This is a genomic window from Pseudoalteromonas sp. GCY (genome assembly GCF_016695175.1).
In the GTDB taxonomy this organism is placed as follows: Bacteria; Pseudomonadota; Gammaproteobacteria; order Enterobacterales; family Alteromonadaceae; genus Pseudoalteromonas.
Genome location: NZ_CP068023.1, coordinates 3,634,525 through 3,661,011, shown reverse-complemented (window position 1 = coordinate 3,661,011; position 26,487 = coordinate 3,634,525). Strand labels below are relative to the sequence as shown.

The 26,487-nt window shown below is 43.7% G+C and carries 18 protein-coding genes; 3 read left to right on the top strand and 15 right to left on the bottom strand.

The window, feature by feature from the left end; translation table 11 throughout:
* Positions 1-88: 88 nt before the first annotated feature.
* On the bottom strand, positions 89-2,239 hold the full coding sequence (locus JJQ94_RS21830) for a S8 family peptidase (protein WP_099031717.1): 2,151 nt from the start codon (positions 2,237-2,239) through the stop codon (positions 89-91).
* Positions 2,240-2,783: 544 nt separating this feature from the next.
* Here JJQ94_RS21830 and JJQ94_RS21825 point away from each other — a divergent pair.
* Positions 2,784-3,971 carry an NAD(P)/FAD-dependent oxidoreductase gene (locus JJQ94_RS21825; RefSeq protein WP_099031718.1) on the top strand — a complete coding sequence of 396 codons (1,188 nt, stop codon included), beginning with the start codon at positions 2,784-2,786 and terminating at the stop codon, positions 3,969-3,971.
* A 76-nt stretch (positions 3,972-4,047) separates the two neighbouring features.
* Here JJQ94_RS21825 and JJQ94_RS21820 read toward each other — a convergent pair whose 3' ends face one another.
* The 14 genes from JJQ94_RS21820 to asnC form a co-directional block, all read right to left on the bottom strand.
* The gene (locus JJQ94_RS21820; protein ID WP_099031719.1) at positions 4,048-4,794 is read right to left on the bottom strand and encodes a M48 family metallopeptidase; all 747 of its coding nucleotides are present in this window, start codon (positions 4,792-4,794) and stop codon (positions 4,048-4,050) included.
* Positions 4,794-7,955 carry a type I restriction endonuclease subunit R gene (locus JJQ94_RS21815; RefSeq protein WP_099031720.1) on the bottom strand — a complete coding sequence of 1,054 codons (3,162 nt, stop codon included), beginning with the start codon at positions 7,953-7,955 and terminating at the stop codon, positions 4,794-4,796. The genes JJQ94_RS21820 and JJQ94_RS21815 overlap by 1 nt, the downstream gene beginning before the upstream one ends.
* 37 nt (positions 7,956-7,992) lie before the next feature.
* Entirely contained in the window at positions 7,993-9,057 is a 1,065-nt protein-coding gene (darG, locus tag JJQ94_RS21810) for a type II toxin-antitoxin system antitoxin DNA ADP-ribosyl glycohydrolase DarG (RefSeq protein ID WP_099031721.1), read from the bottom strand.
* A complete protein-coding gene (darT, locus tag JJQ94_RS21805; protein ID WP_099031722.1) occupies positions 9,057-9,707 on the bottom strand; it encodes a type II toxin-antitoxin system toxin DNA ADP-ribosyl transferase DarT in 651 nt (216 codons plus the stop codon). Before darT ends, darG begins: the two co-directional genes overlap by 1 nt.
* Before the next feature lie 2 nt (positions 9,708-9,709).
* Positions 9,710-11,077 carry a restriction endonuclease subunit S gene (locus JJQ94_RS21800; protein WP_099031723.1) on the bottom strand — a complete coding sequence of 456 codons (1,368 nt, stop codon included), beginning with the start codon at positions 11,075-11,077 and terminating at the stop codon, positions 9,710-9,712.
* Positions 11,077-13,926, bottom strand: a complete 2,850-nt coding sequence (locus JJQ94_RS21790; protein WP_099031724.1) for a type I restriction-modification system subunit M — start codon at positions 13,924-13,926, stop codon at positions 11,077-11,079. The genes JJQ94_RS21800 and JJQ94_RS21790 overlap by 1 nt, the downstream gene beginning before the upstream one ends.
* A gap of 34 nt (positions 13,927-13,960) precedes the next feature.
* Positions 13,961-14,200 (bottom strand): HTH-like domain-containing protein, encoded by a 240-nt coding sequence (locus tag JJQ94_RS21785; RefSeq protein WP_045964924.1) that lies wholly within the window; start codon positions 14,198-14,200, stop codon positions 13,961-13,963.
* A gap of 286 nt (positions 14,201-14,486) precedes the next feature.
* Positions 14,487-17,594, bottom strand: a complete 3,108-nt coding sequence (locus JJQ94_RS21780) for an efflux RND transporter permease subunit (RefSeq protein WP_099031725.1) — start codon at positions 17,592-17,594, stop codon at positions 14,487-14,489.
* The gene (locus JJQ94_RS21775; protein ID WP_099031726.1) at positions 17,594-18,694 is read right to left on the bottom strand and encodes an efflux RND transporter periplasmic adaptor subunit; all 1,101 of its coding nucleotides are present in this window, start codon (positions 18,692-18,694) and stop codon (positions 17,594-17,596) included. Before JJQ94_RS21775 ends, JJQ94_RS21780 begins: the two co-directional genes overlap by 1 nt.
* Before the next feature lie 15 nt (positions 18,695-18,709).
* The gene (locus JJQ94_RS21770; RefSeq protein WP_099031727.1) at positions 18,710-19,435 is read right to left on the bottom strand and encodes a TetR/AcrR family transcriptional regulator; all 726 of its coding nucleotides are present in this window, start codon (positions 19,433-19,435) and stop codon (positions 18,710-18,712) included.
* Positions 19,436-19,623: 188 nt separating this feature from the next.
* Entirely contained in the window at positions 19,624-20,286 is a 663-nt protein-coding gene (locus tag JJQ94_RS21765; protein ID WP_099031728.1) for an alpha/beta hydrolase, read from the bottom strand.
* A 460-nt stretch (positions 20,287-20,746) separates the two neighbouring features.
* On the bottom strand, positions 20,747-22,834 hold the full coding sequence (gene recG, locus JJQ94_RS21760) for an ATP-dependent DNA helicase RecG (protein WP_099031729.1): 2,088 nt from the start codon (positions 22,832-22,834) through the stop codon (positions 20,747-20,749).
* Between the two features lie 28 nt (positions 22,835-22,862).
* Entirely contained in the window at positions 22,863-23,561 is a 699-nt protein-coding gene (gene trmH / locus JJQ94_RS21755; RefSeq protein ID WP_099031730.1) for a tRNA (guanosine(18)-2'-O)-methyltransferase TrmH, read from the bottom strand.
* A 50-nt stretch (positions 23,562-23,611) separates the two neighbouring features.
* Entirely contained in the window at positions 23,612-24,070 is a 459-nt protein-coding gene (gene asnC / locus JJQ94_RS21750; protein WP_010374296.1) for a transcriptional regulator AsnC, read from the bottom strand.
* 161 nt (positions 24,071-24,231) lie between these two features.
* Between asnC and asnA the strand changes: the two genes are divergently transcribed.
* Positions 24,232-25,227 (top strand): aspartate--ammonia ligase, encoded by a 996-nt coding sequence (gene asnA, locus JJQ94_RS21745; RefSeq protein ID WP_010374293.1) that lies wholly within the window; start codon positions 24,232-24,234, stop codon positions 25,225-25,227.
* Positions 25,228-25,428: 201 nt separating this feature from the next.
* The gene (locus JJQ94_RS21740) at positions 25,429-26,295 is read left to right on the top strand and encodes a transposase (RefSeq protein ID WP_201435438.1); all 867 of its coding nucleotides are present in this window, start codon (positions 25,429-25,431) and stop codon (positions 26,293-26,295) included.
* The last annotated feature ends 192 nt before the right edge of the window (positions 26,296-26,487 follow it).

The following is a 26,487-nucleotide window of genomic DNA, read 5'->3' as shown; positions in this document are numbered from 1 at the left end:
GAGCCGCTCTACAAAATAATTAAAAAAGGCCGCAAATGCGGCCTCTCATTGGGGAAAGAAGACTCAATCTGAGCCTACTAAATTTTGCTTATGGCTTGTACTGCGCGTCTAATGTTAGACCCGAGAATGTACGGTAAGCATTAATGCTTAGGTGCCATGTACCCGCTTGCGGATTAGTGATTACACAAGTCTCGGTATTACCATTTTCATATGGACGACAGTCATAGCTGCTTGCGGTAGGTTGAGAGCCAAACTTAACGAATAAGTCAGCGTCACCTGAGCCACCAAATGTTTTCACGGTGAAGTCGCTCATACCCTCTGGTACTTCGATTGTGTAGTGAACCCACTGACCGCTTGAAGCCGAAATATCTTCAATTGTACCACCACCTGCTTGTGGACCACCGGTGCTAGAACCCGAAGTTGTCGCAACTAAACTTACGCCTGAATAAGCTTGATAGCCATTAATCATTACGTGATATGTACCAGCTTGAGGTGCGTCAAAGCTACAAACTTCGGCATTACCGCCTTCATATGGGCGACAGTCATAGCTGCTTGAAGTTGGTTGACTGCCAAGTTTTACATAAAGGTCAGCATCACCTGTTCCACCACTCATTGTGAAGGTCACATTGGTTTTTCCAGCTGGTACATCAAAAGTGAAAAATTGATTGCTGCCAGCCGCGCCGCTTAAGCCTGTTTTCGCTACACCATCTTCAAGCGTATTACCTGTAGGTGGCGTGACAACATCGCCTAAAGCTTCATTTACCGCAGCGGCTGCATCAACAACACCCGTACCACAGTTTGAACAGCTACCAGCAAAGCTACGTGTGGTGTTTTTCAAGATAGTTTCTACTTCGTCAGGCGTAGCAGATGGTTTTGCTTGCTTGATTAGCGCAGCAACACCCGCAACGTGAGGTGCCGCCATAGACGTACCTTGTGAGTAATGGTAGCTATCATTTGAAGGAGCACCAGGGCCTGAGTTATGGGTAGATAGGATACCTTCAGGATCATTCGCAAAACTTTGTGCGCCACCCGGAGCGGCAACGTCGATGTTTGCACCATAGTTTGAGTAATAAGCTCGGCTACCATCACGACCTACAGATGCTACGTTTACTACGCCATTACAGTTACCTGGGTTGTAGTTTGCTGAGTTATCGTTATCGTTACCTGCCGCAATAACAATGACTGTACCGTTGTTACGTGCTTGGTTGATTGCATTTTGTGTGGTTGCGCTACATGCACCGCCACCACCTAAACTCATGTTGATAACATCAGCAGGGTTAGCATTTGCAGGCACACCAGATACAGAGCCGCCAGATGCCCAAATGATGCCGTCAGCGATATCAGACGTTAAACCACCACATTTACCAAGAACACGTACAGGCACTACTTTAGCGTCGTAAGCAACACCTGCTACACCTTCACCATTATTTGTTACCGCAGCAACTGTTCCCGCCACGTGTGTACCATGCCAGCTTGAGTCTTGATCCGCGCGTGGTACAGGTTGACCTGAAGAGTCAGTTCCACATTCACCGCGAGTGACTGCATCACCTGGGTCACGAGCATCGTTGTCACGTGCGCCACCATCGTTAGCAACAAAGGTATTAGAGATCATGTCATAGCCAGGCAGAATGTTGGCATTTAAGTCTAAATGTGGGCGATAACCTGTATCTAGTACCGCAACTACCACACCTTGACCTGTTGCTTTATCCCACGCAGCAGGGGCATTAATACCCGCCGCGGCTTCAAAGTAATGCCATTGATCGTTATAACGAGGATCGTTAGGCGTTGCGAATGGCTTTAGCATTTGGTCAATTTCGATGTATTCAACATTGCCAGAAGCCATCACTTCATTCATGAATGCTTGTGCTTCTTTTGCTGAAAGCTTTTTGTCAGCACGCATAACGTGGTGATTGCTAAGTGCCATTGGGCGTACGTATTGAGCGCGAGCACTCGCTTTACTGCTCTTAAAGCCTTGTACAAAGCTTTCTGCACGTTGTTGCATTTTAGCAGGAGCAAGATCCGCAGCTGAAAGGCCCATCATTTGCGAACTAGCATCTTTGTATTTGATGATGAACTGTGTACCAAGCGTGCTTTGTGATGATAGTTTTTGTGCCGTTGCTGCAAGTGCTGCATCTTGGCCGATTGATTGTGCTGGTGCGGCTGTAACTGCTGTTGCAGTGAATAATGCGCTCACTGCGACGCTTAGTGCAGCGCGCTTAAAGTTTTTATTGATTGTCATAATGTTTCCCTAGTTTCTAACTTGTTGTTCAGCTGTTAATAAAAAGCTGATGGTCAGTGAAAGTAAACTCCTAGTTAAAAAAAAGAAAGCGCTGTTTTGTTATTTGCACTAATTTTTTAGTTATATGTGGACGGATAAATGGCTATAAAAAATTCTTACTGTATTGTTTTTAATCGATATTTTTCATTTTTGTGAGAGGGAGAATAAATTTCAGTTACATTGTAAATGACTGTAAACAAAATAGTGTTTTTAACTTTGTGAAGCATTTGTAGCCAATAGAGTGGAGACTTGCTTAGTATGAAAGGTTGGTTTTTTTTGGTTGTTCTAGTTGTATTTTCTTGTTTTTGAAGGTTTAAGAAATGATAGCGCTGACATAATGTTTACAAGTGTTTAAAAGGTATGCGAGTGGCTATTGACATTCGCAGCTGTGATTAGATAAAGAATCTAGGTATAATTTTCGCTTGGTCGCGATTTTGCCGTTTAAAGCTAAACTGTTGGCAAAACGGTAAGTGTAGAAATCTTAGATAAAAAGTTGAGTGAGTTTATGCAACAAATAGAGGTAGTCGTTATCGGCGCAGGTGCTGCAGGGTTGATGTGTGCTGCACAGGCTGGATACCGAGGGCGACAAGTTGCAGTGGTTGATATGGGAAAAAAGCCTGGTCGTAAAATTTTGATCAGTGGCGGTGGCCGCTGTAATTTTACCAACGAAAATGCTTCACCTGCTAACTATCTATGTAAAAACCCACACTTTGTAAAGTCGTGCTTGAGCCGCTATACCCAACATGATTTTATTGAACTGGTAGACCGCCACGGTCTTGCATACCACCACAAAACACTTGGGCAGTTGTTTTGTGACAATAGCGCGCAAGACATTGTCGACATTCTTCTTACAGAATGTGACTGGGCGGGCGTGTCACTTAACTTACGTCAAGAAGTCCTTGCGGTTGAACATCAAGCTGATGGTCGCTACTTAGTCAAAACCACAACTCAAACCTTTAACTGCGAGTCTGTGGTGATCGCCGCTGGTGGCCTAACCATGCCAAAACTTGGCGCAACGCCAATCGGCTACAAAATAGCGGAGCAATTTGGCTTAACGGTATTACCAACCACGGCAGCGCTTGTGCCATTTACACTTCATGATCACGACAATGCACGCTTTGATGGTTTGTCTGGTATTAGCGTAGATAGCCTAGTGACCAGTGCAAGCGGTATCCAATTTAGAGAAAATATTCTCTTTACTCACAGAGGCTTATCTGGCCCTGCAATTTTGCAGATCAGCTCATTTTGGAAAGCAGGCGAGTTTGTTAGCATCAATTTACTACCTGACTTAGATGTGCAAGCACAACTTCATGACTGGCGCAGTGAGCAAGGGCAAAAGAGCCTGAAGAACTTGCTTTCGACCATCTTACCAAAGCGCTTTATTGAGGCCTTAATCAGCGACGGCAGCATTCCAGATAAAAACGCCAATCAACTCAGCCACACAGAGATTGAAAAGCTCACCGCAATTCTCACTAGCTGGAAAATAAAACCAAATGGAACAGAAGGTTACCGTACCGCAGAGGTTACGTTAGGTGGTGTAGATACCGACGAATTAAGCTCAAAAACCTTCGAAGCTAAAAAACAAAAAGGCCTGTACTTTATCGGCGAAGTCACCGATGTCACCGGATGGCTCGGGGGCTATAATTTCCAATACGCATGGAGCTCCGGCTGGGCATGCGGACAGGCTTGTTAGATGTATTCTGAATAGTAAAAGAGACAATCTAATAAAATGTGAAAGTGTTGATTAGTTTGTCTCGTTTTAAGTTTCATTAATAGTTCCAATCCTCATAAGCTAGAGGCAAGCTATTAAGTAAGTCTCTGCGTTCACGCCAATTAGGCATGTGTTTGTCCATGAGGGAACGGAATCTTTCGTTGTGGTGACGCTCTAGTAAATGAACTAGCTCGTGGGCAAGGATAAACTCCATGCACTCTGGTGGCTTCTTAGCGAGTTCGAGGTTAAGCCATATACGCTTAACTTGAATATTGCAGCTTCCCCATTTGGTTTTCATTTTTTTGATGTTGATAGAACCTGCGTTTACACCTAGTTTTTTTTCCCATTGAGGTAATAGTTTTTCAAGTGAGCGCTGAATTTCATCTCGATAGAAACGGTTAAGCAGTTTGAGCTTGTTGTCGGTTGACGTATTTTCTGCAACAGCTAACACTAAATTACCGTTGCCTTTTGCAGTAACACTGTATCTACCGTTGGCCTCAATTAGCTTTAAGCGATATTTCTTACCCCAAAGGTAGTGGCATTCGCCATTAACCATTTCACGAATTGATTGGCGTTCTTGGTCTGCAAAGTCAGCTTGCTGCTTTTTAATCCACGCAAGTTTATTAACAATAGCCAGTCTTATCTTCTGCTCACTCGTTTCATTGGGAATAGACAGCCTCACTTTGCCATTGGGTGGTAGCACGCTTAGGTGGATGTTTTTAATCGCTCTGCGATTTAGCTCAACATCAATGTCACCTATGCGAATTACTTCAACACGCTCTACATTACTTTTGGTATGACGCACTAGTGATATTCCTTTTGAGCTTTTATTAGCTCCATCACATCAACAATATTTACATCATAACCCGCCGCTTCTTCTCGCACAGCATTGGCAATCTCGCGCTCTTTAAATTTATCACCAAGCCAATCGGCTTTTTTAGTGTAACGAACCGCTGTATCAATTTTAGTTGTGAGCACTTCGTCACTCCCTAAGTTGTCATAAATTGCCTGTTTGGCTGGCGTATTGACAGATTCTGGGTAATTCTGTGCGCTATTTTCAGTTGGGTTAACTACTTTCTTGGCAAGTACTTTAATTTGCTCTAGGTACTCCTGATAGCTTATCGCTTGTTCTCTTCGCTGCTTAATGATTTCATCTAGCAAAATTGCCATGCTGTCAAAATATTTAGGGTTTACTGGGTTTTCATCAACGATGGTCTTTCTTACGTTATTCTCAATGGCTTCAGCCATTGCATCTTCATTGTCACGCAAGTTTTCAGGTAAAGACTCTAGTCCCTTACCATTGTTGTTCACTACTAGATCAATTAAACCCAACTCCTCAAAATCCATTAGCACTTCACTGTCATCCGCTCGAATATACATATCTAACAAGTGGCGCATGGCTGGCTCAAACCGCTTCATTTCTAGTAAGTCACCACTGGCAAGCTTTACTTCGTCACGAACCTTTTCGAAGTACGCGACTTCTTTCTTAATATTTTCTGCTTGCACGAAGGTGTAGCCAGCTTGCTCCATTTCATTTGCAAGGTTGGTGTATGCGCGGAGCAGCTTGGCAACAGATTGATATAAGGTTAAACGCAGCGCTTCTTTTTCGGTGCGCTCATTCTCATCTTTTGGTGCAACTCCAGACTCACCACAAAAATAGTGAATGAAATCTATGGTATTTCTAGGCGCTTTCACTGGTTCACATAGTGCTCTTACCGCTTCCAGCGAATTATCTAAATCAGCACGAGACTCTTGTAAGCGGTCTTTCAAAAGCCCTTTCACATCATCAGCGTCATATCCATCAAACGCTTCTGCTGTATAATCTTTAATGGCTTTATCAAGAGAGCGGAATAAGTCTTTGTAATCTATGATATAACCGTAGTCTTTGTCTTCACCATCTAGACGGTTTACCCGGCATATAGCTTGGAAAAGGTTATGATCGGCCATCTTTTTGTCAATATAGAGGTAAGTAGCGGAAGGGGCATCAAAGCCAGTTAATAGTTTATCGACCACAATGAGTAGGCGCATTTGTCCCGGCTCTTCAACAAAACGTTTCTTAACGGCTTTTTCAAACTCTTCAACACGCTTCGCGGCTTCGTCTTCACTTTGCTCAAAGTAATCCGCTAACATCTTGCGATAGGTGTCATATTTAAATAGCTTTTCTGTTAAGCCTTCACCAGATTCTTCACCTTTTATAGAGCTTGCAGCAGGCTGATAACTGGTTACTACCGCGCATTTTCCGGCAAGGTCGGTTTTACTAAACAAGTCATAAACCACACAAGCTTGATGAACGCTGGCACATACCAACATGGCGTTACCTCTGCCTGACATCAATGCTGGCTTTACCTCCATATCCATCAGCATGTCGCTAACAATTTGTTCTAAGCGAGATTTACTCGAGAGCACCTTCTGCATTGTGCCCCATTTTTGTTTGAGCTGCATCTTAGCAAGATTCGAAAGGCCCTTGGTTTTAGCTTCAAACCATTGATCTACCTTTTTCTTTGAAGTTAAGTGCTGATCAATATCTCTTGCTTCATAACGAAGGTCGAGCACTACGCCGTCACTCACGGCTTCATCAAATTTATAGGTGTGAATATAAGGGCCAAACACTTCTAAAGACTTTTTCTTGTCTTTTTTCATCAGTGGCGTACCCGTAAAACCGATAAACATGGCTTTGGGCAAAATAGTTTTCATGGCCTCGTGCAACTTACCTGACTGTGTTCGGTGGCACTCATCGACAAACACAAACAAGTTGCCTTTTGCGACAAAATCACTTGGTAAGTTTTTAGTTAGGGCTTCAATGTAGTCTGTTGTCGCTTGCGTCTTGGCTTCTTCACTTTCTTTTTCACTAAGTGCCTCACCATTTCGGCCAAATTTATGAACGAGAGAGCAAAATAGCCAGGGGTTGGGCTCATTGAGCGTCGCAACTAAATCACCGCCACTTACTGTTCGATAAATATCTTCATCAACACCTGAGAACACTTTTTCTATTTGTTCGTCTAACTCGGTTCTGTCAGTTACGATAAGTACCCGCGAGTCTGTCACGTTTTCGCGTATCCACTTAGCAAGCCAAACCATGGTTAAGCTTTTGCCTGAGCCTTGTGTGTGCCAGATAATGCCATCATCGTGCTTTTTAACGTATTTTTGAGCGGCTTGAATACCAAAAAATTGATTGTGTCGGCAGGTCTTCTTCACACCAGCATCAAACACTATAAAGTCATGAATGAGTTGCAGAAAACGTGTTTTATCACACAATTGCGCGATATGGGTATCGAGTAAATTTTCTGCTTTAATTTTACTTGAAGGCAGTGGGTTTGGGTTTTCTTTGCCGCTGCTTTCTTTCCATTCAAGATAATACTTTTCGGATGTCTCTATTGTGCCGTAGCGAATACCTTGGGTATCGTTCCCTGCCATCACAAGCTGCATAGTAGTGAAGAAATTACGGATAAAGGCTTTTTTTTGATTGTCTAAATTTTGGCGAATGCCTTCACTGACAGAAACTGAAGAACGTTTTAATTCAATCACGCCAAGCGCGATGCCGTTTACGTAAATAACAATATCTGGGCGTTTCTTTAATTCGCCTTTTACGGTGACTTCTTCGGCAATGGCAAAGTCATTATTTTCAGGATTTTCCCAGTCAATCAGCCAAACCGTTTGATTTTTTTGACCCGCACCTTCTTTTACCTTGATGCCATAACGTAAAAGTCGGTAAACCGTTCTATTGGCATCATAGAGTTTTCTTGCCCCGCCGCATGCGGCTTTAAGGTCAAGCACTCGTAAAGCTCGGGTGATGAGGACATCAGAATAACCTTTATTTTCTAACCACGTAGTAAGCAGCTCTCTTTCAATATTGCTATTACCTTCACGGTATTCCCAATTACCTAGATAGTCGTAATCAAGTTGTTCTTTAAAAAACTTAACTACGCGGTTTTGAGTTTTACGCTCTAATTGACCGACATTACTCATATTATTCCTTTATTTCGTTTTTATTGGATCGATTCAGCTAATGTAGGTTTTCCAAATTAGTCAAAGCAAATTGAATTTCTCTATCGCCAAATAAGGTTAACTTGCGCAGTGCCCATTTATCTCCAGTAGGCCAGTTGGCTATGCCTTCTTTTATTGACTCAACCGTTTTATCACATCCTTGCTTAGTAATAAGCCAATCCACTGTAGACAAAAGCTCTAAGCCAAAAGGAGATTCGAAGCCATTAATTACTTGAGTTGCTTCTTCTAATGCAGGTAAATACTCTTTCGCCTCGGTGCTTAAGTAGGTCGAAACTTTTTGTCTCTCGTTTTCATTGAACCAGATGACATCTAAAGGATCACAATCAGGAATACGTTTATCTGATTTCAAATAACTACCATCTAAAGCATTTAACAAGTGCTCTAAGTTATTGGCATAGGGCCCATAATAATTTGCTTCGAAATTAAGCTTTAACTCATTTTTCAAGCCTGATCTTTCAATGGTTCTTTGCAAAAACCAAGCTAGCTTTTGAATTTCTAGCAGGCTACACTCCATGCCTAATATCCAATAACGTCTTACTAACTCGGCAACTAAAGCTCTCGCTGGTGTTAGTTTCTTTACACCTGCTTTTTTGGCTACATTTTGATATTTACTGGTAGGTTCAAATACAATGATATTTGTATTTTCAATATCGGATAATGCTTTTTCAATTTCTAGTTTTACGTCAGGCCAAGACAAGCCGCCTTGCCCTGCGCCAAGTGGAGGAATTGCTATAGAACCAACATTATTGTTTTCTATAAAGTGGCGAAGATCGATTAAACCATCTTGAATCCATTCCATTTTAGATTTTGCACGCCAGTGCTGCTTGGTAGGGAAGTTTACGATCCACCTAGGTCCCATTAATTCGCCTGTTTCAGTAACAAACATTTGACCGGTGTTTACTCGCTTAGCCTTGCAGGCAGCTGCATATTCAGCCATGTTTTTAGGAAAGCGCTCTTTGAACATTAACGCAATGCCTTTACCCATAACCCCTACAGTATTAACTGTATTGACTAGAGCATCTGCGTTAGCTTCGAGTAAATTACCTTGTGTATATGTGATCATTAAAAGTACCATCCAGGACGCACAATGACATCCAAATTCATATTGCGCTGTTGAATATGCTGTTTTAATTGTTGTTCAACTTGCGCGTTGTAACAAACTACGCCTAATAAAGCATTGATAGGGCAATGCTGTTTGATTAATGCCTCTGCCTGATATCGCTCAAACTTGGCGGGATCATTCTGATCTCTAGCAAAATCTCTTGCCTGTAAAATAGGCCAATCTACAGCTCCTAAGTGCTTTAAATCAGAATAAAATTTAGCCCATAGGTAATAGGCATGCATGTCCGTATAGACAAATTCCAAGTTTAATTGTTCAACTTTATGTAATGATGATACCAAAATAACAATGTCTTCGTTAGCCCGCTGAATAACGCCTCGCCCTGACTTTATGTTGAGCAACATAGGTGAGAAAGGAGTAAAGTAAAAAGGCACATAGTCATTTAATGAACCAAAAGGAGCAATCGGGACAGGATGAGTTGCTCGTTTTTGTATTAACTCCGAACTACCTATAGCCTCCCAATTAGGTGACTGCACCTGACTATTACCACAATACAAACCGTTATCTAAGATCCACGGTATATTGTTACGATGCACTATGCGCCAAATCAACGCTTTTTGTGGGTTAAGGGTTTGACTATAGTTGTAAACCACTTTTATATTCCCTTAGCTTGGTTAAAAGGTAAACGTATGCGGCCTGTGAGTAGTGCTTGCATCATACCTTGTTTGATTTGGCGGGTTTTCGCTAAGCGCTGTTCAAGGGTTTGGATTTCGTTATCCATATCCGAGAGGATGGCTGCGATAGCGGTTTGTTCTTCAATACTTGGTATAGCAATGTAGAACTTGCGCTGAGCTAAAATTGGTACTTGATTCCTTGTAGATTGAGACATGACGGCTGAGAACTGTTTTACGAATAAATCCGACTTGAAAAAGCTCAACAAGTAAGTGTTCTTGAGTTTTTCATTGTCACATCTGTAGTAAGTTGCAGTTGTACTTATAATTATGAAATCTTCTTCAGTCTCAACCAGAGTAGTTGGACCAACTGTAGCATTGTGAGCAAAAAGGATATCGCCATTTAATGCTATACCTTTTTTGAACTTTTTTGCTCTACCAAGAGGAAGCTTTTTACAGTTTTTATAATCAATGATGCCATTATAAAAATCTGTTGCTCCAACATATGGAACACCATCCTGACTAAACTCATGGCTTTTGGGGTATAGTTCCCCGTGGTTTCCATCCATTTGATCAATGATCATTTTTTTAGATAGTGCTTCATCAATCGTTATGACATCCCAATCCTCAGGGATTTCGCCTAGTTCGCTGGGCTTTGTGCCTTTTTGTTGACCTTTCTTTTCGCCTTCAGTGTAAGTGGCGAATTGAGGTAAACGGGTTTTGCCTGTCAGCAGTTGTTGCATGGTGGCGGTTTTAATCGTTTGTTTTTTCGCGATCAGCTTTTCCAATTCTGTTAATAGCGCATCCACATCGGACAAGGCATTGGCAATGGCCTTCTGTTCCTCTATGTTGGGGGGAACAGGAATTGGATAAGTTTTTAGTTTTTGTCCATTAATATTGGCCTGACTCACCGCAACACTAAGAACAAGCTTGTTATAAGATTTAATTTGGTAAGTATTTAAAATGTAGTTTAAATATTCAGCATTAAGTAATTCAGGTTTATTGTTTATTTTAATCAAGTACCCAGCATAAATGGCAGGTCGTTCACCCTTATAAATTGCTGCTTTGCCAACTAGGTCTACAGTATTAGTCCTATTGAAAAGCACTGTATTTTTCTCTAATTTATACTTCTTGATCTCAAGCTCATCACTGGTATAGACAAGGTCTGTCCAATCAATAAAGCCATCTTGCATATTCCCCATTCTCAAAACAGGGGTAGAACCATCGCTAGAGGATTTAGCAGACGAGCCATATGCCACGTCATGAACTAGTTCGCCTAAAGGTAGACAGTCCCAATCAATAGGCAAGAAACCAAATCTTGTATTTTTGAAATCAGTATTATTTTCTTTCACTAGCCAATCTCCAACCCCATTGCTTTTAAGTGACTTGCGACTTTATCGCTAAGGTCATCGACTGATTTGGAAAGAGTTGGTAATGGCGTACTATAGCGCTCCTCCAGTTGTCTTACACGATTTGCCATTTGCTGGGTAACACGTTCAATTTCGGCAATGATATTGGCTTGCAGTGTTGCTAGCCATTTGTCATCGACAATTAATTCTTTCACTTCTGTTAATGGAATAGTTGGGTACTTATCGATTAACAATTGATAAAGCGTATTTTCTGCATCTTTGATTTCAGAATTAAGCAGTGTTTCTTTTTCTGCGAGGGATTGATATTGGTATGCAATCTTCAAGCATTCAACATTTTCATCATCACCATAAAGCTCTAATGCTCTTACAATAAATTCGGCTTTTTGAGCCTCTAAAGACTTAAGTTCTTTCTTAACTGTTGCAACGTCATTGCTTAAATTGATATAGCTGTTTAGTGTTACAAGCTCATTAGCCGTATCCAATTCACCAATAGCTTTTATACGTTTATTAACATTGGTTTTGGTTAATTTACCTTTGTTGTTTAATAATGACTCAAAGACTGCTTTATGTTCTGGATCGTTTTCAAATTCCGACAGCGATTGCTCTGAGTTTGCTAGTTCCGTTCTTTTCGCTGAGATTGAGTTGGCTAGGGGACGGTTAAGTAGATTTACAACCGTTTCTTCCCACTCAAAAACACAATTTGTTATTACAGCTTTATTTGGTTTTTTATCTCCATCAGTAAATAGCTCAAGCGCCATATCCTCGCCACCATGTTCTTCAAGTAGCTGTTGCATTTCACTTTGTACACCTTCCAAAGATACTTTTAGGCTATCAATATGATCTTGTTCTGCTGAAAAGTATTTAGCAATTACCAATGGTGTAGGTATTAGCTCTCCCTTATAACGAGATTTATTCAGAATGAAATCATGAGGCTCTTTGTATACGTTTTTCCCCTTGTCATCTTTTACGGGTAAAAGCAGTCTTAACCTATTACCCGCTTGCCAATCATCCTGTACCAATACATATACATCATCCTGCATGGTATCTGCCCAGTAATCCATAAGGATTTGGTAAATGTCGTATTTGCTTAATAGGTCGCTATTGGCATAGCTGTTCAGTAAGTTTTCTGAAATGGTAAAGATAAAGTTCTTCGGGTTATCGCCAACCTTGATTTCTTTAAGTTTTGCTACTGATATCCACTGTTTAAATGGCAATAGGCTACGAGCGGCAAAGTCTTTAAATTCTTGATGCGCCAAAATGGTGCTTTTTACTTGGCTTGCTTCAACGAGTGCATGGCTATAGCCGCTTCTTTTTGGGTTGGGTTCTGGCTTGAAAAGCGTTGCACGAATGCTAGGAAATACCCGCCAGTAATGTTCAAGGGCATCAATATCGCGGTTTGGAATACCACCTTGCAGATGCGCACTTAAGTCGTGTAGGTCTTCTGGTTCAGAGGAGTCGATATAACGTGGGATATTAAGGTTGTAATTGTTAGCGGCAATTTCATCAATTTCCACTAAACGGCTGTAACGCTCAAGCTCTAAGCCTTTGTTAAAGACATCAACAATTTTATGGATATCTTGGCTGCGCAGGCGGTTTTTATTGCCATCTTTAATAAAGCCTTTGCTGGCATCAATCATAAAGATTGGGCGGCCTGATATAGTTGGTAACTCTGCATCATCTTCGGTAAAGCTACCACTTGACTCGATAATGGCTTTTTGTGCATGTTCTTTATCAATCACAATAATACACGCAGGAATACCTGTACCGTAGAACAAGTTAGCAGGTAAACCAATAATGCCTTTGATGTAACCTTGTTTGATAAGGTTTTCACGGATAGTAGCTTCTGCATTACCACGGAATAACACACCGTGCGGTAAGATCACTGCACCTTTACCTGTGCTTTTTAAGCTTTTGATAATGTGTAGTAAGAAGGTGTAGTCACCGTTTTTCTCAGGCGGAATGCCCCAAGTAAAACGATCATAAATATCTGCTTCAGGGTTTAAACCGCTGGTCCAGTTTTTATTTGAAAAAGGCGGGTTAGCAACTGCAAAGTCAAAGGTTTTTAGCGCGGCTCCATTTTTAAATGCTGGTGACGAAAGCGTATTACCTTGTGCAATTGTACGTATATCGGATACATGCCCATGTAAAATCATGTTCATTTTAGATAGAGCTGATGTAGTTACATCCATCTCTTGCCCGAATATAGATAAACCTCGCGGGGCCTCATCACTGGCTTTTAATAATAGTGAGCCTGAACCACAAGTTGGGTCATATACGGTGGCATCTTGTGGCGTGTCTTCTGTTATGCCAACAACTTTTGCCAGAATTTGTGATACTTCGGATGGCGTATAGAATTGACCTTTTGATTTACCTGATTCTGTTGCGAAATGACGCATTAAATATTCGTAAGCGTCACCTAATAAGTCATCACCGCCAGCACGGTTTGAAGATAAATCTAAACCTTGGAAAATACCGACTAACTTAGTTAGGCGATCAACCATTTCTTTGCCTTTTCCGAGCTTGTCTTCATCGTTGAAGTCGGCAACGTCTATCACGCCTTTTAAGTCATTTTCTTCGGCAAGGGCTGAAATAATTTTATTAATTTTATCGCCAATTTCTTTGTCGTTTTTGGCGGCTATCATATCGTCATAGCTTGCACCTTCTGGCACAACAATCATCCCGTATGGGTCGCCTTTGTATTTGTCGCTGACGTACTTCATAAAAAGCATCGTTAGCACATAGTCTTTATACTGGCTGGCATCCATACCGCCACGCAGTTCGTCACAGCTTGCCCATAATGATGAATAAAGTTCTGTCTTTTTAATTGCCATGTGTGTTCCTAAAAAACCTTGTGATAGAGCGCTGTTAGAGCAAGTCGGTGTTTAAGCCAGCGGCTTTTAAACGGTGAGTGAGATTACGCATTTTCGAAAATTCAGTACCAAAGCTAGGTTTTAAGCCAACGCCTTCGCAAAATTCTTTGGCTGTCATGCTTTTTAAATCGTCTGCGTATTTGATCATTTGCAGGTGTAGTTCAGTGGTGTACTGGTTGCGTGGCGCTTCAATTAATGCTTGTTTGATATGATCGAAGATTGCTTGCTCATTCATAAGGCGATTCTTCTTTTGGATATGATTTAGCTAATTTATATAAATTAGATAATTTATCAAGGGAAGAAGCCGAAAAATAATGTCGCTTCGACTTATTTGCTCTCAGTTTCAGCTGTATATAAATAGTAATCGCGTGCGAGGCTTGCTATTGATGCTTTTCGTTATGCGGTTTATCTGCTCCAGAAACTATAGTGCTATAAATTCCGGCTTATCAAAAGAAAGGTTTTACCAATTAAAAAGGACACTAAGTATGGCACTTAGTGTCCTTTTGATTGTTAGCCAGTTGTCACGTCATACTGACCTTGCCTACTAACTGTTCTTCAGGATAGGTTTCAATGGTTTCGGCTTCGCCACGGTGATCGCTGGCTAGCTTTTCATAAAGTAGCGGTAAGACAATCAAAGTGAAGAAAGTACCGATGAGCATGCCTGCGACTAAGATAATACCTATGCTGTTGCGCGCTTCTGCGCCTGCGCCGGTTACCAAGACCAACGGGAAGTGACCAAGCACGGTTGCACCTGTAGTCATTAGGATGGGTCTCAGTCGTGTGGCCGCAGCCCCTTTTACCGCCTCAAATTTCGATTTACCTTCAAGCTGTAAATGGTTCGCAAATTCAACAATCAATATGCCATTTTTGGCTATTAAACCGATGAGCGTAATTAGGCCGATTTGACTGTAAATGTTGACGGTCGTGAGTGATAAAAACGGTAGCATCAATGCGCCTGCGAGTGCCAGCGGTGCGCAGCCGAGTAGTACCACGAGCGGATCTCTAAAGCTGTTGAACTGGATCGTCAGTAAGAAAAATACCACTATCATGGCAAACAAAAGTACGCCAACCATGGTGTTGCCTTCTTTTCTTAGCTGTCTTGATTCACCTGCGTAGTCAATGGAGTAGTGACTAGGTAAGACGTCTGCTGCAATTTCCTCTACCTGTGTGAGCGCTTGCTCTTTGGTAATGTGTGGTAGTGTGCCTGCCAATATTCTAAACGAGTTTTGCTGGTTGAATGAGCCAAGCACCCTAGGGCTTGTAAAGGTGCGCAAGGTAGCAAACGCTGAAATCGGAATAAGATCGCCAGCATCCGTTCTTACTTGCATATTAAGAATGTTCTCAGGATTGTACCTTTCGCCATCGCCGACAATGGGAATGACGCGGTAGGCTTTACCTTCTTTGTTGAAGTAGTTGGCAAAATTATTCGACATATAAATACTAAGTTGCTCGTTTACCGACGATAAGCTGAGACCTAAGTCTGCAACCAGCTCTCGGTCGATTTCAAGCTCGGCTTGCGGCAGGTCGATTTTTAGGTCGGTATTGACGAACATAAAGCTGCCACTGGCGGTGGCGCGTTGAATAATCTCATCGGCGTACTGCTTCATCGCGGTTGGGTCGTCACTGGCACGGAATACTACTTCAACGTCAAACTGCCCTGCGGTAGGAAGCGATGCCGGTAGAATAGGGAATAAACTTAGTCCAGTTACGCTGCCTAACCGGCCGTATAGATTGTATAGCAAGTCGTGTACTGAGTTTTCTCGCTCATCAAATGGTGCAAGCTCTACACCACCAAAACCTGCTGCCGCCGTAATAATCTGCCAAGTAAACTCAGCGCCTTCAGTGGCGTTCATGACTTCGGCAGTGTCATTCATTTTCGCTGAAGTATAAGCTTGAGAAGATTCGGGTGGTGCTTCCACTACGACTTGGATACTGCTTTGATCTTCGATAGGGGCAAGCTCTTTTTGTGATAACAGGTAAAACGGCACCGACAATAAAGAGAACACGATAGCGACAAAAAAGACCTGTGGACGCCACTTAAACAAGGTATCGAGCGCTCGAAAGTAGAACGCTTGTAATCGATCAAAATAGCCATTGACCTTTTGCGTTAATTTACCTTCTTTACCGCCTTCGGGATTAACGTAAGCACTCATGATGGGCGATAAGGTAATAGCAACCAGTCCAGAAATTAATACCGCAATGGCTAGGGTGAACGCGAACTCTCTGAATAAGAACCCCGTTAAACCTGTTAAAAAGCCGATCGGCGCGTAGACTGCTGCAAGGGTCAGCGTCATGGCAATTATTGGGACGAGTAATTGACGTGAACTGATAAGCGCCGCTTGTAATCTGGGTTTGCCTTCACGCATATGACGCGCAACGTTTTCAACCACCACGATGGCATCATCCACTACTAAACCAACAGAAAGCACGATAGCCAAAATAGTCAGTAGGTTGAGTGAAAAGCCCATTGCTGAGATCACCGCGATTGCGCCTAAAATCGAGATAGGAATGGTAACCAGCGGCACCATGGCGGTTCTAAACGAGCCCATCATCGCGAGTACAACAATTCCCACGAGTAGGACGGTTTCCCCAAGCGTAGTGAAGATTTCTTTTATGGAATCACGCATATAAAGCGTGCCATCGTAGCCAATTCTTAAATGCATGCCGTCGGGTAAGATGGTATTTATCTCATCAATCTTTTTATACAGCGCGTCACCAATATCGATTTCATTGGCACCTGGTAATGCCCACACCGCTAAGAATACCGTATCGTGGTCATCAAGGCGTGCGGTTACCATGCCTTCGGCTTCACCGACTTCTACCGTGGCGATGTTACCAAGCTTGAGTTGCGTGCCATCGATTTCTTTTACCACTAGGTTGTTAAAATCAGCTACCGTTTTTAACGAGGTATTGGCCATCAGGTCGATGCGTTGTCTGTTATTTTCGCTGTAACCTAAGGTGGCAATGGTGTTGTTTGTTTGTAGCGCGGTAAATACATCTCTAGCACTTACGCCATAGATAGCGAGTTTTTCGGTATCAAGCCAAATTCGCATAGCGGGATCGCGGCCACCTTCCAGTGTCACTTTTTGGACACCGGGAATATCAGACATAGAAGGGACAACATTACGGATCAAATAATCGCTCACGTTATTACGTGGCAGACCTTGAGATTCCACATCAAGATAGAATACCGCATAAGGGCTGTCGGCACGCACGATTTGAATGGCTGGATCTTCCGCTCCGCTCGGTAACTCAAACTTAATCTGGTTTAATCGGGTGGTCAGTTCAGCCAAAGCGTCGGTGGTACTGTGATTAAGTTCAAGCCAAGCGGTGACTTTGCTAAGTCCCGAGGTAGTTATCGAGTCTACATAGTCGACACCCGGAACGGTAGAGGCTACTCGCTCGATGGGCTCGGTAACATAGCCTTTTACGACGTCTGCGGCAGCGCCCGTATAGACAGTGTTGATCACCAGTGAGGCGCTTTCTATTTTTGGATATTGCTGCACCGATATATCTCGGGCGGCATTAAAACCCGCTAGCACAATAAGCAATGACACCACTATCGCCAGTACCGGCCGGTTAACAAAAATATCCATGATAGACGGCTTATTTTCGTGTAATGCGCTCATTACTGGCCTCCGTTATTGCCATCAACGGCGGCAACCTGATCGGTGTAAACCAGTAAGTTTTCTTGTAGCTTGAATGCCCCTTCAGCAGCAATAAACTCACCACCGCGCAGGCCAGATAGTACAAGTTGCTGGTCGTTGACCTTATCGCCTAATGTAACTTTTACCGGTTTTGCTCGCCAATTTTGGCTGTCGTCCTTTTCAAGTACATAAACAAATTCGCCAAAGTGATTGCGCGTAATCGCATTGGTTGGCACTACCGCGGCGTTCACTACCTCCGTTGGTACATTGACTAACACCATTTGATTGTGACTTAGTGTGCCATTGCCGTTTTGTAGCTCAGCGCGATAACTTTGTTGACGCGATGCGACATCGACCATTGGCATTTTGGCTGATACGCGAGCAGGCACTTGGCCGTTGGCATTAGAAATTGCCACGCCAACCTCTTCGCCTAGGTTAGGTTGTGGCAGGGTTTGTGGAATTTTGAAATCCACCCAAATGCTGTCGTCTAACCCAACCAAAAACGTGATTTCGCTATTGGCATCAAGTAATTGGCCAACCTGATATTGCTCTAACCCCGTTTGACCCGGGTAAGGGGCACGAATGGTTTTTTTCTCTATTAATGTTGTTAGCCGTTTTACGTCTGCCTGATTAATTGCCACCTCGGCTTCGGCTTTGTCTACCTCATCTGGGCTGATCCGTTTTTGTTCTAGTAATTTGGCAACCCGTTGATAGGTTGATTTAGCAAGCTTTACTCGAGCTTTAGCCGCTAATAGATCCGCCTCATCAATGCTACTATCTAAGCGCAGTAATACTTGGTTCGCTTCTACTTGCTCGCCGGGCTTAAAGCCGACGTAAGTGATAAGACCTGGATACTCGTTACTAATGGTGACGGTGCGCTTGGCATGGAGCTGACCTATAACCTTAACCGATTTAATATGTTCAGTGGTTGATACATACGTGCTTTTTACAGAAGCCGAAGGCTCTGGGAAAGATTCCCCAAAGGCGATTGCCGCTTGGATTTGTGTAAATTTCACAAAACCAAGGCTGGTAATAACGATGAGAATGATGACAACGGCCATAAGCCAACGTTTGATGTTCATTGTGATTTCCTTAAGTTAACGAAGCTTGAGCGCTTGCAATTCTTTATCTATGCGTACCAGAGAATCTTGGGTAATGGGCTGTTGCCATGGATAACTGTTAAGTAGCCTCACCGTGCTGCGAATAACAGGGTCATTAAGCTCAAGTGGTGCGAGCAATGAAGCCGTGCCCTCTACAATTTGTTTAGTTTGTTGTAAACGCATTACTTGCTCATATCCTACGGTAAGCGCCCACCCGGTGATGATAATTTCTTCTATCATGTCGTGTAGGTCAGGTGTAGCTTGCAACTCACCCGCTTCAATGCCATCAATTAGCGCTTGTTTAAACACGTTTTCACAACCACCACAGGATTCGATAATTTTATTGGTCCAAAACTCAGAAGCCCTTTTGATCACCGCCTCATTGGTTGAGTAGGACTGTAATTCATAATCAAAAGAGAAGCGTTTTAGCTTTTGTGGCGAGATAAGACACACCGCGAGCATGCGTTCTGGCGTGCTAAGTGGTAAGGATAACACCTGCTTAAAAACACTGGATGTATGGGTAAAAGACTCATAGGCCAGCGCCATGACTAGGTCTTCTTTGGTCTGCACAAATTTATAGATTGAGCCCATAGACAATCCTGCAAGCAAAGAGACCTTTGCCATTGTAAAGTCAGTGACTGAAGACTCATTAATGCATTGTTCCGCAGCGTTTAAAATCATGCGTTGCTGGGTTTCTTTATCATATTTAGGTGCCGGTGCCATCGTTTCTCCTTAGAGTTTGAACCTTATTCGAATGATATTCGAATAAGGTTCAATTATAGAGAGCATTTTTAAAAGTGCAATAAGTAAACAGGGTATTGTTTGCTTGAAAATAGGATTTAAAGATATCGAGGGGAGGTGAAATGAAGACTCTGTGCGGCGTTCCTCTGATAGAACGCCATGCTAATTATTTAGTGATTTAAAATCCAACTTTTAACGGGCTTTAACCACTCGTCTCTCGGGAGATAAAAAGCACCGTGTTCTTTACCAGTTGAAATAGAAAACTCTGTAAAGCTTTTGAGGTTTGCAGAGCGGGCTTTCAGAAAATCGCAAGAGCCCACTTGATCTGAGGTTTCGTAAACGGACAATACGTTGCCATAGAGCTGAGTCTCGGTTTTACTTTTGATAAGTCCAGCGCAGCCTGCTAGTACCACGTAGTGAATAGCATCATTTTTTAATGCATCGCTTGCCATTATCGTTAATGCACCACCACGAGAAAACCCCACCAGAGTAATGTTGCTGGCGCTGACGCCCGCGTCCAGTAATTTGTGAACCTTGTTAACGAGGGTTTTTGTATATGTTTCTGGTGCGACGCCTTTAGGCCGGTGCTCAGCAATTAGCGTATAGGCATCATCACTTAAAGCTTGTTTGATGGCTGGAAAGTCATATTTCCCCCAGCGCTTATGAATAGGCGTTTCATTATCACCTTCAACGATATAGCCATGAGAGTAAAAAACGTATTTGGCGGATGGGTTAATCTGCTTAGGTACATCTGGGTAAACCGCTTTTGCAGAGGTGATTGACGTCACGAAAGCAGCAAGGGAGGTACATGCAGCACGTAGTAAAGGATTCATTTTTGAGTCTTTTTAGTTGATTTAGCGAGATGGTAGCCAAGCCTTGAGGAAAGAAGCAAGCGCAGCGCGATGGGTTATTTTGTATGAGAGAGTTGTGAGAACGAGTTTATTTTGTGGGATCCGGCTCATTGTGTGGGAGCGAGTTCACCTCGCGATCTCTTAACTGCTCGCCGCATAAAGCGGCTCCTACCAGAATGGGTTACTGTGTGGGAGCTGGCTCATTTTGTGGGAGCGAGTTCACCTCGCGATCTTTTCACTGCTCGCCGCGTAAAGCGGCTCCTACCAGAATGGGTTACTTTGTGGGAGCAGGCTCATTTTGTGGGAGCGAGTTCACCTCGCGATCTTTCAACTGCTCGCCGCATAAAGCGGTTCCTACCAGAATGGGTTACTGTGTGGGAGCTAGCTCATTTTGTGGGAGCGAGTTTACCTCGCGATCTTTATATCATTTGCCGCTTAAGGCTTACGCCATGGCTAGTTCACTCTTATCACCCATCCAGCGCCAGATGATAGGGTCAACAATATCGCTGTGGTTTTTTAGCACGGTAAAAGCGAGGCTTCTCACTTGCGGTAATAAATGTTTATCACGGCTAAGATCGGCAATTTTTAGCTCTGCCAAACCAGTTTGTTTTGTACCAAGCACTTCACCCGGGCCACGGATCTCAAGGTCGCGCTCAGCTATTACAAATCCGTCGTTACTTTCTCTAAGAACCCCTAAACGCTTTTGCGCAGTGACCGATAGTGGCGCATGGTAGAGCAGTAAACAATGTGAAGCGATTTGCCCTCGACCAACACGTCCGCGCAACTGGTGAAGCTGCGCCAGCCCCAAACGCTCAGGGTTTTCTATGATGATAAGGCTAGCGTTGGGTACATCCACGCCCACTTCAATCACGGTAGTGGCTACCAGCACATGGGTATGACCTTGTTTAAACTCGTTCATGATAGCCTGCTTTTCTTGGGCTTTCATGCGGCCATGCACCAGCGCGATATTTAGTTCTGGCAAGGCTTCAGCAAGTGCTTTTGCGGTGTCTTCTGCGGCTTGGCATTGTAGCGCCTCCGACTCATCTATAAGCGTACATACCCAGTAAACTTGACGTTTATCCTCAACACAGGCCTTTTGCACTTTTTTGATCACTTCATTGCGTCTGGTGTCTGGTACGGCGACGGTCGTGATTGGTGTTCTGCCCGGTGGTAACTCATCAATAATTGAGGTTTCAAGATCCGCATAGGCCGTCATTGCCAAGGTTCTTGGGATTGGGGTTGCGGTCATCACTAACTGATGCGGATAGCAGTCGCCAAACTTTCCCTTTTCTCTCAGCGCTAGACGCTGGTGCACACCAAAACGATGTTGCTCGTCGATGATGATGAGCGCAAGGTTAGAAAATTGTACTTGCTCTTGGAATAACGCATGGGTGCCTACCACCATCTGTGCTTGCCCTGAAGCAATACGCTCAAGAGCATGAGAGCGTTCCTTACCTTTGGTTTTACCACCCAGCCATACAGTTTCTATGCCCATAGGTTCAAACCAATTAAGGAAGTTGATGCCGTGTTGCTCGGATAGGATCTCAGTGGGTGCCATCAGTGCTACTTGGTAACCCTGCGCGATAGCCGTTAACGCACTAAGCGCTGCCACAAGCGTTTTACCTGAGCCGACATCCCCTTGCACCAATCGCATCATGGGATAGGGATGTTGTAAGTCGCCTTTGATCTCTGCCACTACTCGACTTTGGGCATTGGTGGGGGCAAATGACAAAGCCGACAAAAACTGAGCTTCAAGTGGATTGGTGGGCGGTAATGCAACTGCTTTCACCGCTTGGCCTTTTTGTCTAAGCTTAAGCAAGCTGAGGTTTTGCGCCAATAACTCTTCAAACGCCAAACGTGCTTGCGCGGGGTGTTGCCCGAGCTCTAATTGCGCTAAATCGACTTCCTGTGGTGGACGGTGCAGTAATAACAGCGCTTCTTTTAAGCTTTGCTGCGATGGCCGATACTGAGCTGGTAAATAGTCTGGTACATCATATTTGCGCAGTAACTCAACGGCTTGATCGGCAATTGCCCGAATACTCAGTTGCTTTAATCCTTCGGTAGTAGGGTAAACTGGCGTAAGCGTCGCAAGACTCGGATCGCTCGGTGCAGAGCGGGTTTCTTTGATGCTGTATTCTGGATGCGCCATTTCAAAGCCATAATGACCACGGCGAACCTCACCAAAACAGCGGATCACTTTGCCCGCTTGCATGGCATTTTTTTGTGCCGCATTAAAGTTGAAAAAGCGCAGCGCGATCCGCCCCGTCCCATCATTAACATAACACACCAACATGCGGCGTTTGCCTTGCGTGATTTCGCTGCGTTCAATCTCGGCTTCAATACTGACATGGCTATGCGCCTGCAGCTCGCAGATAGGATAGGTACGCGCACGATCTTCGTAGCGTAGCGGAAGGTGAAATAACATGTCTTGCACCGTTTGAATGCCAAGTTTGGCCAAACGCTCGGCCGCTTTTGGGCCTACGCCTTTTAATTCGGTGATTGGATAAGTGGCCAAATTTGGTGTCGACATGCTAATCCTCTAGCGCGATCCGCGTTATTTATTTCTTCTGCGTAAACTTAAGAATGTCCCAAAAAGCGTCGTCTGCAACGATTTCACCGTGCTCATCAAGTGCCGGGTAAGGTAGTCCTTTTTCGCGACAGCGGGTTGCAATGATTGGATGACATCCTTCAAATAGTAACTTATGTTTTACCACAGGATCCATCATATCTGTACGTTTGTACAGTCCTGCTGCATCTCTTTGGCGCTGCGCTTCGTATAAAATAAGCGCTGCAGCAACAGACACATTGAGTGATTGCACCATACCTTGCATTGGGATCACGATGTGCTGATCCGCATGCTCAAGTGCGCGCTCTGAGATCCCTAAACGTTCTTGACCGACAATAATTGCGGTAGGTTTGGTGTAATCAATTTCACGAAAATCAACGGCGCTATCGCTAAGATTGGTAGCTAATAACTGTACACCTAGGTTTTGTTCACGAATTGTCGCAACGGCTTGGTCGATATGCTCATGCATATGGGTTTCAACCCAATTTTTGCTGCCGCCAGAGGTATTGTTTGTTAACCGTCTTTGATCTTGTGGCCATACCGCGTGTACGTGGTGGCAGCCAACCGCGTCTGCGGTACGCACAATCGCTGACAGATTATGGTGCTTATGTACTTCATCTAGGCACACTGTGAGGTCGGTTTGGCGTCTATCTAATACGCTTTTTACACGATGGAATCTATTCTCAGCCATCTACTTACTACTCTAATCAAAAAATTCCCGCGATTATAACAAAAAAGAGGCTAGGGCATAACGGTGCGCTGAATTGGGTTTTGCAGTGAGATCAGCGTTTCGGTTGACTGGATCGACTCAATGGTTTGCACTTTATTGATAAGCACATCCTGAAGGTGGTCGATGGAGCGCGCCATCACTTTGATAAAAATGCTGTAATTGCCTGTGGTGTAGTAGGCCTCAACAACTTCTTCAAATTCTTTTAAACGCGCAATGGCCCCCGGGTAGTCGCCAGCGTGTTTTAGGTTTATTCCGATAAAACAGCAGACATCATAACCAAGTCGTTTGGCATTAATGCTCACTTGAGTCCCCTCAATGATCCCCGCTTGCTTCATTTTTTCGACCCGAACATGGATGGTACCGGCGCTAACAGCAAATCTTTTTGCTAATTCTGCGTAGGGTGTCCGTGCATTTTCTTTTAAAGCGTGAAGGATGGATCTATCCAGATTGTCGATCTCATAATTTTCCATGTAAATATCCATTAACAATTATCGTTTATATAAAATTTATATCATATTTTTGATGAAAATAATTATGTAAAGGTGTTTTTGTTGCGGGTTATTGATATTTGTGTCGGTTTCTTTAAATATAGACTCAACAAAACGACAAATTCGGGAATGAGGACCTAACCATGTTGAGCAAGTATCAAGAGACACAAAAGCAGATAGCACGAGTAAAACAAGTATTTTCAGCACAGCTAACCGAGCAATTAGGTTTAGTTGAAGTACAAGCGCCTATTTTGGCGCGCTTGGGCGATGGTATTCAAGACAACCTAAGTGGCCATGAGCAGGCGGTACAGGTTAAAGTGAAAACGCTACCGGACGCGCAGTTTGAGGTAGTGCATTCACTTGCTAAGTGGAAGCGTAAAACACTAGGCGATTATGGTTTTGCTAAAGGCGAAGGCCTCTATACGCACATGAAAGCGCTACGTCCAGACGAAGATAAGTTATCGCCAATCCATTCTGTCTATGTGGATCAGTGGGACTGGGAAAAGGTGATTTGCGAAAACAGTGAGCGTTCGCTGGCAAAATTAAAAGAAACGGTAGAAACCCTTTATCGCTCAATTAAAGCAACGGAAAAAGTGGTTGAGGATGAGTTTGGCATTGCGGCATTCCTACCTGAGAAAATTACGTTTGTGCACAGTGAAGAATTACGCACTATGTATCCAGATTTCACAGCCAAGCAACGTGAAAAAGCGATTGCCCAAGAATATGGCGCGGTGTTTTTGATTGGCATTGGTGGCGAGCTTGGTGACGGTAAAATTCACGACGTTCGTGCGCCGGATTATGACGATTGGTCAACGCCAACGTGCGACAAATACCAAGGGCTTAACGGTGATATTTTGGTGTGGAACCCAGTGCTAGAAGATGCATTTGAAATCTCGTCAATGGGCATTCGTGTTTGCCCTGATTCGCTTGCAAGACAGCTTAAATTAACCGATGACGAAGCGCGTTTGAGTTTAGATTGGCACCAACAGTTAGTTGCGGGTGAATTACCACAAACCATAGGGGGTGGTATTGGCCAATCGCGTTTAGTGATGTTGCTGTTGCAAAAGCAGCACATTGGTCAGGTACAAGTGGGTGTATGGCCTGAAGAAGTACGTAGCAGCGTAGCTGATTTGCTTTAAAAGATCGCGAGGTGAACTCGCGCCTACTGGGTGAATGCCTTGGTAGGAGCCGCTTTATGGGGCGAGCAGAAAAGATCGCGAGGTGAACTCGCTCCTACTGGGTGAACACCGTGGTAGGAGATGTATGGACTCCTCCCCCTTATCGGGAGAGTACGGTATAAAGATATTGCAAAACACTTTTACCAAATAAGGAGTCCATACATGACACAGTCTAATTTAAGTGCTATCGACTTGGCAAAAAACATTTTCCAGGTGGCACAGCTGAAAGGCAATAAACTCAAGTTTAATAAGCCAATGAAACGCGAACCTATGCTTGAGTTGCTAGCAAAAGCCGAGGGTTCAAAGGTCGTGATGGAAGCTTGTGGTAGCGCCCAGCATATTGCTCGCAAAGCACTGTCACTGGGGCACGACGTCATGTTGCTTCCCCCTAAGTTCGTAAAAGCGTTTAGGCAAGGCCAAAAAACCGATGCAAACGATGTCCTCGCTATTGCCAGTGCAAGCCAAGCATACAACGTGAAGCCCTGTAAAATCATGACGGTTGAAGAGCAAACGTTACAATCATTGAGTCAAGCGAGAGCCTTAATAGATAAACAAAATAAAACACAATGCGACGCTAAAGCAAAGCTACATAAACGAGTTGAAGCGATAACCAAGCAAAATGACAGTTGCCAGCGTTTAATGGCATTAGAAGGCGTTGGCCCAATTACCGCGATAGAGCTGCTATCCTTTTTAGGCAATACTTCACAATTTAGTGATGCCAGAGGGGCTGCGGCATGTGCTGGTGTTACACCGACCCAGCACTCATCAGGCGGAAAAGCCAAGATAGGTCATATCCCCAAAAGACGAGGCAATACATTAAGGAAAAACCTGTTTCTCGGTGCAAGAACGGTAGTCAGCAGGCTAAAACATAAAGAAGCGACCACAGAGAAAGAACGCTGGATAAAAAACCTACTCGCCAAGAAAAGCGTGAAATGTGTTGCCATTGCATTGACCAACAAAACGGTTAGAACTGCCTATGCCTTACTTAAAAACGGTTCAACATACGAGCCAAAAATCTTAGCGGCATAGCACTGAGTAACAGAAGAACAAATCAAGATAAACAGAAAAAGAAAGCAAAAAGCATACTGAGATTACCCCCAGTATTGAACAAGCCAAGATAGAGCATTAAGCGGTGAGACCCACCCTTGAGAGCCTGTTAAAGCGCAGGTGTATACAAATACCGCGTAGGAGATAAGGCACAAGGGCGCGAATACATCAAAG

Bases quoted from the DNA above. Each gene is read 5' to 3' on its own strand.
- JJQ94_RS21830 (WP_099031717.1), bottom strand. From the start codon at position 2,239: ATGACAATCAATAAAAACTTTAAGCGCGCTGCACTAAGCGTCGCAGTG.
- JJQ94_RS21825 (WP_099031718.1), top strand. From the start codon at position 2,784: ATGCAACAAATAGAGGTAGTCGTTATCGGCGCAGGTGCTGCAGGGTTG.
- JJQ94_RS21815 (WP_099031720.1), bottom strand. From the start codon at position 7,955: ATGAGTAATGTCGGTCAATTAGAGCGTAAAACTCAAAACCGCGTAGTT.
- darG (WP_099031721.1), bottom strand. From the start codon at position 9,057: ATGATCACATATACACAAGGTAATTTACTCGAAGCTAACGCAGATGCT.
- JJQ94_RS21790 (WP_099031724.1), bottom strand. From the start codon at position 13,926: ATGGCAATTAAAAAGACAGAACTTTATTCATCATTATGGGCAAGCTGT.
- JJQ94_RS21785 (WP_045964924.1), bottom strand. From the start codon at position 14,200: ATGAATGAGCAAGCAATCTTCGATCATATCAAACAAGCATTAATTGAA.
- JJQ94_RS21780 (WP_099031725.1), bottom strand. From the start codon at position 17,594: ATGAGCGCATTACACGAAAATAAGCCGTCTATCATGGATATTTTTGTT.
- JJQ94_RS21775 (WP_099031726.1), bottom strand. From the start codon at position 18,694: ATGAACATCAAACGTTGGCTTATGGCCGTTGTCATCATTCTCATCGTT.
- JJQ94_RS21770 (WP_099031727.1), bottom strand. From the start codon at position 19,435: ATGGCACCGGCACCTAAATATGATAAAGAAACCCAGCAACGCATGATT.
- JJQ94_RS21765 (WP_099031728.1), bottom strand. From the start codon at position 20,286: ATGAATCCTTTACTACGTGCTGCATGTACCTCCCTTGCTGCTTTCGTG.
- recG (WP_099031729.1), bottom strand. From the start codon at position 22,834: ATGTCGACACCAAATTTGGCCACTTATCCAATCACCGAATTAAAAGGC.
- trmH (WP_099031730.1), bottom strand. From the start codon at position 23,561: ATGGCTGAGAATAGATTCCATCGTGTAAAAAGCGTATTAGATAGACGC.
- asnC (WP_010374296.1), bottom strand. From the start codon at position 24,070: ATGGAAAATTATGAGATCGACAATCTGGATAGATCCATCCTTCACGCT.
- asnA (WP_010374293.1), top strand. From the start codon at position 24,232: ATGTTGAGCAAGTATCAAGAGACACAAAAGCAGATAGCACGAGTAAAA.
- JJQ94_RS21740 (WP_201435438.1), top strand. From the start codon at position 25,429: ATGACACAGTCTAATTTAAGTGCTATCGACTTGGCAAAAAACATTTTC.